This window comes from Streptomyces sp. NPDC002328 (genome assembly GCF_042890065.1).
GTDB lineage: Bacteria > Actinomycetota > Actinomycetes > Streptomycetales > Streptomycetaceae > Streptomyces.
In genome coordinates, this window is record NZ_JBIARQ010000002.1 from 56328 (window position 1) to 71217 (window position 14890).

The 14890-nt window shown below is 71.6% G+C and carries 13 protein-coding genes; 8 read left to right on the plus strand and 5 right to left on the minus strand.

All coding sequences use genetic code 11. The features are described from left to right. The first annotated feature begins 41 nt into the window (after nt 1-41). Nucleotides 42-734 carry a DUF402 domain-containing protein gene (locus ACFYX4_RS06625; protein WP_389326982.1) on the plus strand — a complete coding sequence of 231 codons (693 nt, stop codon included), beginning with the start codon at nt 42-44 and terminating at the stop codon, nt 732-734. Nucleotides 735-1059: 325 nt separating this feature from the next. After that, nucleotides 1060-3291, plus strand: a complete 2232-nt coding sequence (locus ACFYX4_RS06630; protein WP_389326985.1) for a SpoIIE family protein phosphatase — start codon at nt 1060-1062, stop codon at nt 3289-3291. 102 nt (nt 3292-3393) lie between these two features. Here ACFYX4_RS06630 and ACFYX4_RS06635 read toward each other — a convergent pair whose 3' ends face one another. Then, nucleotides 3394-5877, minus strand: coding sequence for a transglycosylase domain-containing protein (locus ACFYX4_RS06635; protein WP_389326988.1), 2484 nt, complete (start codon nt 5875-5877; stop codon nt 3394-3396). A 260-nt stretch (nt 5878-6137) separates the two neighbouring features. Between ACFYX4_RS06635 and ACFYX4_RS06640 the strand changes: the two genes are divergently transcribed. The 5 genes from ACFYX4_RS06640 to ACFYX4_RS06660 all read left to right on the plus strand — a co-directional run bounded on the left by ACFYX4_RS06640 (nt 6138) and on the right by ACFYX4_RS06660 (nt 10994). Then, nucleotides 6138-7073, plus strand: coding sequence for an SPFH domain-containing protein (locus tag ACFYX4_RS06640; protein WP_389326991.1), 936 nt, complete (start codon nt 6138-6140; stop codon nt 7071-7073). After that, complete coding sequence (locus ACFYX4_RS06645) at nt 7070-7342, plus strand: hypothetical protein (protein ID WP_389326994.1); 273 nt, start codon at nt 7070-7072, stop codon at nt 7340-7342. Before ACFYX4_RS06640 ends, ACFYX4_RS06645 begins: the two co-directional genes overlap by 4 nt. Nucleotides 7343-7447: 105 nt before the next feature. Then, complete coding sequence (locus tag ACFYX4_RS06650) at nt 7448-7972, plus strand: PadR family transcriptional regulator (RefSeq protein ID WP_389326997.1); 525 nt, start codon at nt 7448-7450, stop codon at nt 7970-7972. After that, nucleotides 7969-8658 (plus strand): ABC transporter ATP-binding protein, encoded by a 690-nt coding sequence (locus ACFYX4_RS06655; RefSeq protein ID WP_389327000.1) that lies wholly within the window; start codon nt 7969-7971, stop codon nt 8656-8658. The genes ACFYX4_RS06650 and ACFYX4_RS06655 overlap by 4 nt, the downstream gene beginning before the upstream one ends. Then, nucleotides 8655-10994, plus strand: a complete 2340-nt coding sequence (locus tag ACFYX4_RS06660) for an ABC transporter permease (protein WP_389327003.1) — start codon at nt 8655-8657, stop codon at nt 10992-10994. The genes ACFYX4_RS06655 and ACFYX4_RS06660 overlap by 4 nt, the downstream gene beginning before the upstream one ends. Nucleotides 10995-11074: 80 nt before the next feature. Here the strand turns inward: ACFYX4_RS06660 and ACFYX4_RS06665 are convergent, their stop codons facing one another. The 4 genes from ACFYX4_RS06665 to ACFYX4_RS06680 form a co-directional block, all read right to left on the minus strand. Further along, nucleotides 11075-11503: a hypothetical protein gene (locus tag ACFYX4_RS06665; RefSeq protein ID WP_389327006.1), complete on the minus strand. Its 429-nt coding sequence runs from the start codon at nt 11501-11503 to the stop codon at nt 11075-11077. Nucleotides 11504-11507: 4 nt separating this feature from the next. Then, nucleotides 11508-11966, minus strand: a complete 459-nt coding sequence (locus ACFYX4_RS06670; RefSeq protein WP_389327009.1) for a roadblock/LC7 domain-containing protein — start codon at nt 11964-11966, stop codon at nt 11508-11510. A gap of 114 nt (nt 11967-12080) precedes the next feature. Next, the gene (locus ACFYX4_RS06675; RefSeq protein ID WP_389327012.1) at nt 12081-12989 is read right to left on the minus strand and encodes a MarR family transcriptional regulator; all 909 of its coding nucleotides are present in this window, start codon (nt 12987-12989) and stop codon (nt 12081-12083) included. A 165-nt stretch (nt 12990-13154) separates the two neighbouring features. Beyond that, nucleotides 13155-14126: a LysR substrate-binding domain-containing protein gene (locus ACFYX4_RS06680; protein ID WP_389328599.1), complete on the minus strand. Its 972-nt coding sequence runs from the start codon at nt 14124-14126 to the stop codon at nt 13155-13157. 205 nt (nt 14127-14331) lie between these two features. On the opposite strand from ACFYX4_RS06680, the gene ACFYX4_RS06685 reads away from it, so the two are divergent. Next, nucleotides 14332-14886 (plus strand): peroxiredoxin, encoded by a 555-nt coding sequence (locus ACFYX4_RS06685; RefSeq protein WP_389327015.1) that lies wholly within the window; start codon nt 14332-14334, stop codon nt 14884-14886. Nucleotides 14887-14890 lie beyond the last annotated feature (4 nt).

Sequence of the window (14890 nt, forward strand, 5' to 3'; positions counted from 1 at the left end):
GTGCCGCAGCGTCGTATGCCCGGGGCACCTAATATCTGTGCATGGCAGACGGTGAAGCGGTGAGACGCGTGGGAACGGGCGGTGCGACGGCCTTCTGGAAGGCCGGGGATCAGATCCTGTGGCGCTACCGGGAGAACGGCGGCGCGCGCTTCCACATCGCCCGTCCCGTCACGGTCGTCCGCGACGACGAGGAGCTGCTCGCCGTGTGGATGGCGCCAGGCACCCAGTGCGTCAAGCCGGTGCTCGCGGACGGCACCCCGCTGCACCAGGAGCCGCTGCGGACCCGCTACACCAAGCCACGCGACGTGGTGCGCGACCGATGGTTCGGCACCGGGGTGCTGAAGCTGGCCCGGCCCGGCGAGCCCTGGTCGGTGTGGCTGTTCTGGGAGCCGGGCTGGCAGTTCAAGAACTGGTACGTCAACCTGGAGGAGCCGCTGGCCCGTTGGGACGGCGGGGTGGACTCCGAGGACCACTTCCTGGACATCTGCGTGTTCCCGGACCGCAGCTGGGGCTGGCGCGACGAGGACGAGTTCGCGCAGGCCCAGGCGGACGGGCTGATGAGCGCCCAGGTCGCCGAGCGGGTCCGGGAGGCGGGCCGTTCGGCGGTGGGGGCGATCTCCGCCTGGGCGTCCCCGTACCGCGACGGCTGGCAGCACTGGCGCCCGGACCCGTCCTGGGCCGTACCGTTGCTGCCGGAGGACTGGGACCGTACGCCCGCGCACATGTCCACATGAGACCCTTGATGCGCCCCCGGGCAGCAAACGTAGGATCGTCCTCCGCAAGGATGCGCAACAGCAACTCCCGGAGCACGTGCCGGGTCTGACCGAACGTCACCGAGGGGCGGCAGGACGTGAGCGAGGGGTACGAGGGCGACACCGGCGGGGCCGCGGCCGGCTCGGAACAGGCACCGGGGGGCCGCGCACGGTCCACCGGTGGCACAGGAACAGCCTCTGACCACGCGGGAATTCCGTTCCGGGGACACGTATTCCGGGTATCGGGACTCCTGCGGGACCGACTGCGCGCGCGGCGCGCAGCCCCGGACGGACGGATTCGACACGCGTGACGGAGCAGCCCACCTCCTACGAACGCCCCCAGGGCGTCGACCCCACGGACCCCCGCGGGGCGCTCCTGCCTACCCCGGGGCACGCGCCGGGCGGCGCGACCGGCTTACCGTCCGCCGCGGCCCAGGCCCGCACCGACGGGACCCCGGGCACCGCGACGCCGGGCGGCACCGCGCCGCACGGTCCGGGCGGTCCGGGCGCGGCGGCAGGACCGGGAGGCAAAGGGAGCAAGGGAAGCAGGGGGAACAAGGGCATCATGGGGCAAGATCCGGCCGGTTCCGAGCCTGAGCACTCCCAGCCGGCGACCGCCGAGACGGACACCCACCGGCCGCGCCCCGCGCCCGAGTCCATCCCGGTGCAGCCGGGCGCCGAGGCGCGGCCCGAGCGGGTCCCCGAGCGCCGCGCTGACCGGAGTCTGGACCGGGTGCTGGACGAGGCCCCCGACGGCCAGGAGCGCCGTACCGGGCAGATCCCGCCGCCGGGCCGGCCGACGCCGATGCGGCGGGACGGGGACCGGCTGCGCTTCGTGGGCGCCGCGACCCGGCGGATCGCCCGCGGCCTCGACCTGGACGAGATCGTGATGGGGTTGTGCCGGGCGACCGTGCCGACCTTCTCCGACGCGATCCTCGTCTATCTGCGCGACCCGCTCCCGGTGGGCGACGAGCGGCCGGCCGCGGACCGGGTGGTGCTGCGGCTGCGCCGCACCGACCGGATCCCGGAGGAACGGGACACCGAGAGCGGCTTCGCGGCGCTGGCCGCGCCGCCGGAGGCGCCGGAGCTGGCCGAGCTGTCGGGGCTGGCGGCGGCGATCGCCGAGCTGTGCGAGGTACGGCCCGGCGGGGCGCTCGCGGAGGTGCTGCGCGGGGTGCGTCCGGTGTTCGCGGACAACCCGGCCGCCCGCGCCGCGCTGCCCGAACTCCTGGGCGAAGACAGCCAGTTGGAGGTCCCTGGCCATCAGCGCGCGATTCTGGCCCCGCTGCGCGGCCGGCGCCGGGTGATCGGCGCGGCGGTCTTCATCCGCCGCCCGGACCGCATCCCGTTCGAGAACGACGACCTGTTGGTCGCCGCCCAGCTCGCCACGCACAGCGCCCTCGGCATCGACAAGGCCGTGCTGTACGACCGTGAGGCGTACATCGCCGACGAGCTCCAGCGCACGATGCTCCCGGAGACCCTGCCGCGCCCCACGGGCGTACGGCTCGCCTCCCGCTATCTGCCGGCCGCCGAGACCGCCCGGGTCGGCGGCGACTGGTACGACGCGATCCCGCTGCCGGGCAGCCGGGTGGCGCTGGTGGTGGGCGACGTCATGGGGCACTCCATGACCAGCGCGGCCATCATGGGCCAGCTCCGCACGACCGCGCAGACCCTCGCCGGGCTCGACCTGCCGCCGCAGGAGGTGCTGCACCACCTCGACGAGCAGGCCCAGCGGCTGGGCACCGACCGCATGGCGACCTGCCTCTACGCGGTGTACGACCCGGTCTCGCACCGCATCACCATCGCCAACGCCGGCCACCCGCCGCCCGTGCTGCTGCATCTGGGCGGCCGGGCCGAGGTGCTGCGGGTGCCGCCGGGCGCGCCGATCGGCGTGGGCGGCGTCGACTTCGAGGCGGTGGAGCTGGACGCGCCCGCCGGGGCGACGCTGCTGCTGTACACGGACGGCCTGGTGGAGTCCCGGCTGCGGGACGTGGCGACCGGCATAGAGCAGCTGCGGGAGAAGCTCGCGGCGACCGCGCAGCTCACCGGGCCCGATCACCCGCCGCCGCTGGAGGCGCTGTGCGACGAGGTGCTCGACATGCTCGGGCCGGGCGACCGGGACGACGACATCGCGCTGCTCGCGGCGCGCTTCGACGGGATCGCGCCGAGCGACGTCGCGTACTGGTTCCTGGAACCGGAGGACGCCGCGCCGGGGAAGGCGCGGAAGCTGGCCCGGCGGGCGCTGTCCCGCTGGGGCCTGGAGGAGCTGACCGACTCGGTCGAGCTGCTGGTGAGCGAGGTGGTCACCAACGCGGTGCGCTACGCCTCGCGGCCGGTGACGCTGCGGCTGCTGCGGACCGATGTGCTGCGCTGCGAGGTCGGCGACGACGTGCCGCAGCTGCCGCGGCTGCGGCAGGCGCGGGCCACGGACGAGGGCGGGCGCGGGCTGTACCTGGTGAACCGGCTGGCCCGGCGCTGGGGAGCCACCCGGCTGAGCACCGGGAAGGTCGTCTGGTTCGAGCTGAACCAGGGGCAGTGAGCGGACGCTTCGCGCGACCGCGCTGAACGGCGAAGGGCGCCCGGTGATCACCGGGCGCCCTTTCCTGTGCCTGCTGCCTGCTGCCTGCTGCCTGCTGCCGCCTTACTGCTCCCCTTGCCCCAGTTGGGGATCCAGCGGGTTCTCCGGGGGCTCCGTCGACGGCCCGCCCGTCGTGGGCGACTCGGACGGCTCGCTCGTCGTGGGCGACTCCGACGGCTCCTGCGTGGTCGGCGTCTGGGACGGCGAGGGGCTCCGGGACGGCGAGCTGCTCGGCGACGGCGAGCTGCTCGGCGACTGCGAGGGCTTCTCCGACGGCGACGAGGACGCGCTCGGGGACGGCGACGAGGTCTGGACCGCCGCGCCCTGGTCGGTCTCCAGGTCGAACTTGCTGACCTTGGTGGAGACGCCGAAGGTGTACGCCGCCCAGATCTGCGCCGGGAAGCCGCCGCCGTTGACGCGGCCCTCGTCGGACTTCAGGCCGTTCGTCGCGCCGGTCAGCGGGACCTGGGGGTGCGGGGGCTTGGCGGACTCGCCGAACAGGCCGACCGAGGTGACCAGGTCGGGGGTGTAGCCGGTGAACCAGGCCGACTTGTTGTTGTCGGAGGTGCCCGTCTTGCCCGCGACCTTCTGTCCCTTGCGCAGGGCGTTGTCCCGCACCGACTTCTTGGCCGTGCCGTCGTCGACCACGCCCGTGAGGACCGAGGTGACCGAGTCGGCGGCCTCGCGGCTGATGACCGACTCGCCGATCGCGTCGGCCGCCTTCACCGAATGGGCGCTGTTCTCGGCCGACTTGATGAGGGTCGGGGTGACCTTCTTGCCGTGGTTGTCGAGGGTGGCGTAGACGCCGGCCATCTGGAGGGGGCTCGCGCCCATGGTGCCGAGGGTCTGGGCGGGCACCGCCTTCAGGTCCTCGGTGTCCATGCCGAGGTCGCTCGCGGTCTTCAGCACCTCGTCCATGCCGACGTCGACGCCCATCTGCGCGAAGACGGAGTTGATGGACTTGTTCATCGCGGTCTGGACGGTGACGTCGCCGTAGTCGACGTCGTCCTCGTTCTCCGGGGCGAAGCCGATGTCGCTGCCCTCGACCGGGCGCTTGCTGGTGCCGTCGTAGACGGAGTTCGCGGTGATCTCGTCGCCGTCCTGGGTCTTGGCGGCCTTGTCCAGGGCCGCGGCCAGGATCACCGGCTTGAAGGTGGAGGCGGGCTGGTAGTCGGTGCGGGTGGCGTTGTTGACGTAGTGCTTGATGTAGTCCACGCCGCCGTACATCGCCACGACCGCGCCCGTCTTCGGGTCCACCGACGCGGCGCCGGCCTGGACGTCGGCATCGACCGAGCGCTCCTTCGGGTCCAGCTTGCTGGTGAGCTGGTCCTTGACGGAGGCCTCCAGCGCCTGCTGCTTCTTCTTGTCGATGTTGAGCGTGATGTTCCAGCCGCCGGCGTTGACCATCGCCTCGGCCTCCTTGGCGTTCGACGCGACGCCCTGGGAGACGAGCTGCTTCTCCAGCTCGCCGTTGGCCGCGTCCACCAGGTAGCCGACCTGGCCCTGCATGCCGGGGGCGGCCTTGGGCTCCTTCGGCACCGGGAACGTCATGCCGGCGCGCTCGGTCTTGTCGAGCCACTTCTGCTCGACCATGTTGTTCAGGACGTAGTTCCAGCGCTGCTGGACCAGCCTCTTGCCGGTGTCGGAGGCGGCGTGCCAGTCGTACTGGCTGGGGGCCTGGAGCAGCGCGGCGAGGTAGGCGCCCTGCGGAACGGTGAGCTTGTCGGCGTCGACGCGGTAGTACGCCTGGGCGGCGGCCTGGATGCCGTAGGCGCCGCGGCCGTAGTAGCTGGTGTTGATGTAGCCCGCCAGGATGTACTCCTTGGACTCCTCCCGGTCCAGCTTCAGGGAGATGACCAGTTCCTTCAGCTTGCGCGTGACGGTCTGTTCCTGGGTCAGGTAGTAGTTCTTGACGTACTGCTGGGTGATCGTCGAACCGCCCTGCGCGCCCTTGCCCATGACCGTGTTGAGCACACCGCGCGCGGTGCCGCGCAGGTCGACGCCGGCGTCGTCGTAGAAGGACTTGTTCTCGGCGGCGACGAACGTGCGCTGGACGGCCTTGGGGACGTCGGCGAGGTCGACGTTCTCGCGGTTGAGCTTGCCCTCGCGGGTGAGGAGCGTGCCGTCGCTGTACTTGTAGACGTTGCTCTGCAGTTGGGCGTCCGCGTTCGCCGTGTCGGGGATCGGCGTCGTCATGTACAGCAGGATGAAGGCGCCGATGGTGAGCACACACACGGCGAGGAACGTGCCGAGCACCTTCTTCCAGGTGAACATGCGGCGTATGAGGCTGCGGTCGGCCTTGCCCGCCTCGCCCGCCTGGCCGGCCTTCGCGCCCTTCTTGGCGCCCCGGCGGGCGGCCGCGCGTCCGCCGGTCGCGGCGGCGCCCGCGGCGGCACCCGTGGCGGCGCCGGCGGCGGCCGGCGCGCTCTCGGCCGGCGACACGGTCTCGCTGCGCGTCGGCGGGGCGTCCGTCCGTGACGAACGGTTCTTGGGCGCCGCGCGGCGGCCACCGCGCTGGCGCGCTCGTCTGTCGTCCGCTCGTCCCATGAGTCCGCTCGCTCCGCTTCCTACTCGGCTGTCACACCAGTGCCCGGAGACTGGTCAGCTCAGAAAGCTAACACCGCTCTCTATGACAAAGGGCTCTCGATCCGGCCCGGGGCGGGGGTGAGAATCAGCACCCCGCTCGGTGGAACCGGCCCACCGTTCATAGGAATTCGACGTGCGAGAGGGGTTCAGGGTTGCTGCCGGGAGGTAAAGTGATATCACTTAGCTAGAACGAAGCTGAGTTCGAGAAACGGGGGACCCCCATGTCCGCGCACGACCCGTCGGCCACCGTCGACACACCCGAGATGCCCACCCCGCACGTGCACGAGTTCCCGGCGCGCAGCGTGGGCGGCGGACTCGCCCTGCTGAGCGGCCTCACGGGGCTGCTGGCCGGCACCGGGCTGATCCTGGCCGGCGCGGCGGCGACCGCGGACGCCGTCAAGGCCTCGCTGATCGTCGGCGGCATCGTGGTGGCCGTGGCCGCCTTCCTCGCGATGTGCGGGCTGAACATGGTCGCGCCGGGCGAGGCCCGCGTGGTGCAGCTCTTCGGCCGCTACCGGGGGACCATCCGCGAGGACGGGCTGCGCTGGGTGAACCCGCTGACGTCCCGCGAGAAGATCTCCACGCGTGTGCGCAACCACGAGACCTCGGTGCTGAAGGTCAACGACGCCTACGGCAACCCGATCGAGCTCGCCGCGGTCGTGGTGTGGAAGGTGCAGGACACCGCCCAGGCCAGCTTCGAGGTGGACGACTTCCTGGAGTTCGTCGCCACCCAGACCGAGGCCGCGGTCCGGCACATCGCCATCGAGTACCCCTACGACGCCCATGACGAGGGCGAGCTCTCACTGCGCGGCAACGCCGAGGAGATCACCGAGAAGCTCGCCGTCGAGCTCCACGCGCGCGTGGAGGCGGCCGGGGTGCAGATCATCGAGTCCCGCTTCACCCACCTCGCCTACGCCCCGGAGATCGCCTCCGCGATGCTCCAGCGGCAGCAGGCGGGCGCGGTGGTCGCGGCCCGGCGCGAGATCGTGGACGGCGCGGTCGGCATGGTGGAGGCGGCGCTCCAGCGGATCGCCGAGCAGGACATCGTGGAACTGGACGAGGAGCGGAAGGCGGCGATGGTGTCCAACCTGATGGTGGTGCTCTGCGGGGACCGGGCGCCCCAGCCGGTGCTCAACACCGGGACGCTCTACCAGTGACCCCGCCCGAGGAGGGGTCTGCCCCTCGGCGTCGGCCGCAGCAGCGCAAGCAGGTGCTGCTGCGGCTCGACCCGCTGGTGTACGAGGCGCTCGCCCGGTGGGCCGGGGAAGAGCTGCGGTCCGCCAACGCGCAGATCGAGTTCCTGCTGCGGCGCGCTCTCGCGGAAGCCGGGAGACTGCCCCGCGACACCGGGCCGATCCCCCGGCGCGGACGGCCGTCCGGGGAGACGCCCCCCAAGCCTCCGTCGGGACCCCCGCCGGCGCTGTAGCGAAACGGTGACAATCACAGCCGACCTGCGCTCTCGCACTCTTCGCCACCGTCTACGCACGCGTCGTATACACCCCGGGTATACACCGCATGTACAGTCCTTGGCATGTCCATCGGTCACACTCTGCTCGGCCTCCTGGAGTCCGGGCCCCGCCACGGTTACGACCTGAAGCGGGCCTTCGACGAGAAGTTCGGTCACGACCGGCCGCTGCACTACGGCCAGGTCTACTCGACGATGTCCCGGCTGCTGAAGAACGGACTCGTCGAAGTCGACGCCGTCGAGGCGGGCGGCGGTCCCGAGCGCAAGCGGTACGCGATCACCGACGCCGGGGTCACCGACGTCGCCCGCTGGCTCGCGACGCCGGAGAAGCCCGAGCTGTACCTCCAGTCGACGCTCTACACCAAGGTCGTCCTGGCGCTGCTCACCCACCGCGACGCGGCCGACATCCTGGACACCCAGCGTTCCGAGCATCTGCGCAGCATGCGCATCCTGACCGACCGCAAACGCCGGGGCGACCTCGCCGACCAGCTGATCTGCGACCACGCCCTGTTCCACCTGGAGGCCGATCTGCGCTGGCTGGAACTGACCGCCGCGCGCCTCGACAAGCTCCGAGAGGCGGTGACCGCGTGAAGGCTCCCGCGGGATCCCTGTTGGCCGCACACGACCTGCGCAAGGCGTACGGGCCGACGATGGCGCTGGACGGCGCCGAGTTCTCCATCCACCCCGGCGAGGTCGTCGCCGTGATGGGCCCCTCCGGGTCCGGCAAGTCCACACTGCTGCACTGCCTCGCCGGGATCGTCCCGCCCGACTCCGGGTCGATCCTCTACGACGGGCAGGATCTGGCCACGATGAACGACGCCCGGCGCAGTGCGTTGCGCCGGACCGAGTTCGGGTTCGTGTTCCAGTTCGGCCAGTTGGTGCCGGAGCTGACCTGTGTGGAGAACGTGGCGCTGCCGCTGCGGCTGAACGGCACCGCGCGCAAGCAGGCCGAACGGACCGCGCTGGCCTGGATGGAGCGGCTGGAGGTCGACGGCCTCGCCAAGAAGCGGCCCGGAGAGGTATCCGGCGGACAGGGGCAGCGGGTGGCGGTGGCGCGCTCGCTGGTGACCAGCCCGCGGGTGGTGTTCGCCGACGAGCCGACCGGCGCGCTGGACTCGCTCAACGGCGAACGCGTGATGGAACTGCTCACCGAGGCGGCCCGCTCGACCAACGCGGCCGTGGTGCTGGTGACGCACGAGGCGCGGGTGGCCGCCTACTCCGACCGCGAGATCGTCGTACGGGACGGCAAGTCGCGGGACATGGAGCGGGTCGTATGAACCCACGCCAGTGGGGCAGAGACCTGGGCCAGGGGGTCCGGTTCGCCTTCGGCGGAGGGCGGGAGGGATGGATACGGGCCCTGCTGACCGCGGTCGGGGTCGGGCTGGGCGTGGCGGTCCTGCTGCTGACGACGGCGGTACCGAACGCGCTGTCGGTACGAGACGACCGTGAACAGTCCCGGCTGGACTGGCAGTTCACCGATGAGTCGCTGCCCAAGGCCGACGACACCCTGCTGGTCGCGGAGGCCGACACGACGTTCCGCGAGAAGCAGGTACGCGGCCGGCTGGTGGAGCCGGAAGGGCCGCGCGCCCCGCTGCCGCCCGGCCTGAGCCGGTTCCCGGCGAAGGGCGACATGGTGGTCTCGCCCGCGTTGAAGGAGCTGCTCGACTCCGACGGTGGGGCGCTGCTGCGGAAGCGGGTGCCGTACCGCGTCGTCGGGACCATCGGGGAGAGCGGGCTGGTGGGCTCCCAGGAACTCGCCTACTACACGGGCGGTTCCGGGCTCGCCGCGCGCGTCGACGGCGCGGGGGCGACCCGGCTGAAGGAGTTCGGAAACCCGAACCCGACGACCGAGGAAACCGACCCGGTGCTGGTCCTGCTGGTCCTCGTCATGATCATCGTGCTGCTGATGCCGGTGGCCGTGTTCATCGCGGCGGCCGTGCGGTTCGGCGGCGAGCGGCGGGACCGCAGGCTCGCGGCCCTGAGGCTGATCGGTTCGGACGGCTGGATGACCCGGCGCACAGCGGCGGGCGAGGCGATGGCGGGCGCGCTGCTCGGCCTGGTCTTCGGCACGGTCTTCTTCCTGATCGGCCGTCAGGTGGCGGGCTCCGTCGAGGTGATGGGCGTGAGCGTGTGGCCCAGCTACCTCGACCCCTCCCCCACGCTGGCCGCGCTGGTCGCGCTGGCGGTGCCGGGGGCCGCTGTCCTGGTGACGCTCTTCGCGCTGCGCGGTGTGGTGATCGAACCGCTCGGCGTGGTGCGTACGGCGAAGCCCACGCGGCGTCGGCTGTGGTGGCGGCTGCTGCTGCCGCTGGCCGGTCTCGCGATGCTCTACCCGATGATCGGACAGGGGCGCGGCAACGGCACCTTCAACGAGTACCTGGTGATGGGCGGCGTCCTGCTGCTCCTCGTCGGGATCACCGCACTGCTGCCCTGGCTGGTGGAGACGGTCGTCGCCCGGCTCGGATCGGGCGGTGTCGCCTGGCAACTCGCCGTGCGAAGGCTCCAGTTGAGCAGTGGCACGGCGGCTCGTACGGTCAACGGCATCGCGGTGGCGGTGGCCGGGGCGATCGCGCTCCAGATGCTGTTCGCGGGTGTGGAGAGCGACTACACCGAGGACACCGGCAAGGACGTCAGCCAGGCGCAGATGCAGGTCAGCGTGCCGGACGGCGCCCCGGTCGCCGCGACCGCCCAGAGCTTCGCCGACACCAAGGCCGTCCGCAAGGTCACGGCCCTGTGGGAGGGATATCTGGGCGACGCCTCCTGGAAGGGCGGGAACGGCCCGGAGTCGGTCGCCCAGCTGACCGTGGGCGACTGCCCGGCCCTGCGCGAGCTGGCGAAGCTGCCCTCGTGCAAGGACGGCGACCTGTTCGTTCTCGACGGCACCGAAGACGGCAGCGACGGGGTGAAGCTGAACCGGCCCGGCAAGAAGCTGTATCTCGACGACTCCGATCCCGAGAACGGTACGGAGGTCGTCTGGACCGTCCCCCAGGGCGTCGTACCGGCCCAGTCGATGAAGGGCCTGACCGGCTGGGAGCGCGGCGGCTTCCTGATGACGCCGAGCGCGCTGCCCAAGGCGGCCGAGAAGCTGGTCCACGGGGAGATCTACCTCTCGATCGACGAGTCCGTGCCCGACGCGTTCGAGTACGCCCGCAACACGGCGTTCCGGGTGGATCCGCTGTCCGACCCGCTGAACTGGTACGCCACCCGGCAGGACGAGACGTTCACCTCGATCCGCTCCGGCCTGTTCGTCGGCGCGATCTGCGTCCTGGCGCTGATCGGCGCGAGCCTGCTGGTGTCGCAGCTGGAGCAGTTGCGCGAGCGCCGCAAGCTGCTGTCCTCGCTGGTCGCCTTCGGCACCCGGCGCCGCACGCTGAGCCTGTCGGTGCTGTGGCAGACGGCGATCCCGATCGGGCTGGGCCTGCTGCTGGCCGCGCTGGTGGGGATCACGCTGGGCACGGTGCTGCTGAAGATGACCGAGACACCGGTCAGCGTGGACTGGGCGAGCGTGGCGGCGATGACCGGCGCCGGCGCCGCGGTCGTCCTGGTGGTGACGCTGCTGAGCCTGCCGCCGCTGCTGCGGCTGATGCGGCCGGACGGGCTGCGCACGGAGTAGCCCGCACCGGTGCGGGCCCGCACCGGCCGAAGGCCCCTCCCTGTCCGGGGAGGGGCCTTCGGCCGGTCCGGACCGGCCGCTCAGAGCCGGTACTCCTTCACCACCCTGCGGACCTGGGCGAACAGCATGCCCACATTGACCGACTTGCGGCAGACGACCACCGCGACGACGTCCTGCTGCTCGGTCATCCTCACGAACAGGTGGGTGAGGTTCTCGCTGTTGACGAGGATCTCCTGGAAGAAGTGGTTGTCGCTGGCGATCCCGCGGCGCTCCTTGAAGACGTCCTCGATCATCACGACCGTCCGTCCCTGGAACAGGTCGAGGGTCGCGCCCGCGAGCAGGTCGAGGACCTCGGGCGGGTGGTTGTCGACGGTCTCGTAGGACAGGAGCATGCCGGTCGACATGTCGACGACGCCGGAGGCGACGCAGTCGGGGGCATCCGTGCGCAACGACTTGACCAGGCCCATCACCTGGTCGGAAAAACCGGGGGTCATACGCTTCGTCGCCATCCTTTCAGACTCCTTCGGCGGCCCTCTCGGGCCGCGCGGCGTGTACGGACTGCTCGGCGTGTACGGACTGCTCGGCGTGTACGGGCCACTCGGCCCGGTCGGTGAGGATCAGGTCGATGCGGCGCAGGGTCGGCTGGGTCGCCCGGTGCAGGCGTTCCACGTCCATGCCCTCGTCGCCGAGCACGACCATGAGCGCGGTGTCGCCGACCGCGTAGAAGGCTGCGCAGCCGTGGCTGCCGTACGCGACCGTGCGGTGCAGGGCGCCGCGGGAGGTGGCCTCGGCGGTGCGGCGGGCGAGGCCGAGTCCGGCCGCGGCGAGGGCGGCGAGGCCCTCCGGGTCGATGGAGTCGGCGGTGTCGGCGGCGATGAGCAGGCCGTCGGCCGCCGCGACCGCGGTGTCGGTGATGCCGCTCACCTGCTCACGCAGGCCGCGCATCTCCCGCGTGAGGGCTTTGTGGTCCATGAATGGAACTCCCTTATTTCTTTTCGCATATGACCGTCTACTGTCTGTCTTTTTTTGTCTTTTTTCTGTCTTGGTCTGTCTGTTGGCTGTTCTGGTGCTTGCTGGTGGGCGGGGCTATCTCGTCGTCGGATTGCGCAGTCGGAAGAACTCCTTCCAGCCGGTCCCGTTCCGTTCGCCGTCGATCGCCTCGGTGATGCCGCTGGCGCCGGGGCTGCGGCGGGGCAGCGCGGCCGGTTCGGGGGAAGGGACATGGGCGGGCGGAGGCGGGGGCAGGGGCGGGGGCGGCGCGGGTTCGCGAGGGCGGACCGGCTGTCCGTCGGGCGGGAGCCGGACCGGGATCGGCGCGGGCGACTCCGGGCACTCCAGCAGCCCCTCCCCGAGCATCCGGGCCACCTCCACCGTGACCGTGTAGACCCCGCGCCCGGTGAGGAAGGCCAGGTCACGGGCGGTGCGCCGACCGTCGGCGTGCAGGAGCAGCTCCCGCCGGAGGTCGCCCAGCCCGGCGGCGACGCGGGACAGCGAGGCGGGGACCGGGCGTTCGCGCTCCGGGCGGACCGGGCACGGCAGTGCCAGCAGCGCGTTGACCTTGCGGGCCGCGTCCTGGAGCAGCCGGGTGGGCGGTTCGCCCACCACGGCGGCGGCCGGCGGGCTGCCGTCGCCCGGACCGCGTTCGCAGCCGTCGACGCTGCCCGCGACGACCGCGAACGCGGCGTCCTGGAGGGCCATCGCACAGACGACCCGGAGCTGGGCGGCCCCCGTGTAGCCGTTGGCGACGAGCCCGGCGGCCGGCCAGCGCGATCCGCCGGACTCGCGCACCAGGCCGGCCCACTCCTCGCCGCCGATCCGCCCGGAGCGCAGCAGCAGGGCCTCCGCTCCGGGCGCGCCCGGCGACTCGAAGGCGACGACCAGTCCGCCGCGCAGATGGACCGCGCCGCCGGGCGAGCCGGACACCCGCACCTCACCGGTGAAGCCGTCACGCCCGCACGCGGCCAGTTCGCGTGCCAGCAGCTCGTAGCCCGACATCACTCCCCTTGGCATGTCGCACATACGCCTGACGCGTAGCACTGAGGAGGGAAGGTGTATCAGCCGGGGCGCATATTCCAGCGAGGGATTTCCGACCTGCCCTCAGCTGACGGAAGTTGCCCTTTCAGGTTCTCCCGGGGAATTCCAATTCGCCTCGTACGGCGCTCATTTGACCGAGTGTGATGGGCCGGGCGTCGCCCCGAGAACGCGCACGGGCAGTGGCCGCAGCGCCTCGCGCAGGGCGTCGGCCAGCTCGGTGTACTCCGCCCGGCGCGCGGAGCCCGCGCGCATGGCGAGGGCGATGCGCCGGGTGGGCGCGGGCGCGGCGAAACGGCCGGTGAGGAGCTGGGTGCTGCGGCTGGTCTCGACCGTGACGGCGGTGCGCGGGAGCAGGGTGCAGCCCAGGCCGCCGGCGACGAGCTGGACGAGCGTGGAGAGCCCGGCGGCGGTCGTGGTGACCGGCGCGTCCTCCCGCCCGGCCTCGCGGCAGATGTCGAGCGCCTGGTCGCGCAGGCAGTGGCCCTCGTCCAGGAGGAGCAGGTTGAGCTCCCTGAGCGCCTCGCGCGGGATGCCGTCACGGTCGCCGAGCGGGTGGCCGAGGGGCGTGACGAGCACGAAGTCCTCGTCGAAGAGGGGGAGTTCGACGGTGCCGGGGACGCCGAGGGGCACGGCGAGGAGCAGCAGGTCGAGCCGACCGGTGTGCAGACCGTCGACGAGGCTGGCGGTCTGCTCCTCGTGGACCTGGAGGTCGAGGTGCGGATAGCGGTCGTGGACCAGGCGCAGGACGGTGGGCAGCAGGTACGGCGCGACGGTGGGGATGACCCCGAGGCGCAGGGCCCCGGTGAAGGGCGCCCGTACCGCCTCGGCCTCCTCCAGCAGCGCGCCGACCTCCTCCAGCACCGCCTTGGCCCGTACGGCGAGCCGCTCGCCGGCCGGTGAGAGCAGCACCTTGCGGGTCGTACGCTCGAGGAGGGTCACGCCGAGCGCCTCCTCCAGCGCGGAGACGGCGCCGGACAGGGCGGGCTGGCTCACGCCGATGGCGGCGGCGGCGTCCCGGAAGTGCAGATGCTCGGCGACGGCGGCGAAGGCGCGCAGCTGGGCGAGACTGGGGAGGCGACGCTTGGCGCCCGCGCCCACGCCGACCCCCTTCGGGCCGTTCGGTCCGTTCGGGCTGCTGGGGCTGTTGGGGCTCACTTCACCTACGGTCACTGATAGCCACCTCCGATCAACCCGACTGAGTGTAGCGATTTCTCTAATCAATGCACCCTGTGCCAGAGTCGCACTCGTCCGACCCATGGGAAGCGTCCGCAATCCGGACGCTTCTTCGCTGCAAGGAGAGCGTGTGCTCACTGTTGGTGACAAGTTCCCCGAGTTCGAGCTGACGGCCTGTGTCTCGCTGGAGAAGGGCAAGGAGTTCGAGCAGATCCACCACAAGTCCTACGAGGGCAAGTGGCTGGTGGTCTTCGCATGGCCCAAGGACTTCACCTTCGTCTGCCCGACCGAGATCGCCGCGTTCGGCAAGCTGAACGACGAGTTCGCCGACCGCGACGCCCAGATCCTCGGCTTCTCCGGTGACTCCGAGTTCGTCCACCACGCCTGGCGCAAGGACCACCCGGACCTGACCGACCTGCCGTTCCCGATGCTCGCCGACTCCCGGCACGAGCTGATGCGCGACCTCGGCATCGAGGGCGAGGACGGCTTCGCGCAGCGCGCCGTGTTCGTCGTGGACCCGAACCGCGAGATCCAGTTCACGATGGTCACCGCGGGCTCCGTCGGCCGGAACCCCAAGGAGGTCCTGCGGGTCCTGGACGCCCTCCAGACCGACGAGCTGTGCCCCTGCAACTGGACCAAGGGCGAGGACACCCTCGACGCGGTCGCGCTGCTGGCCGGGGAGTGATCTG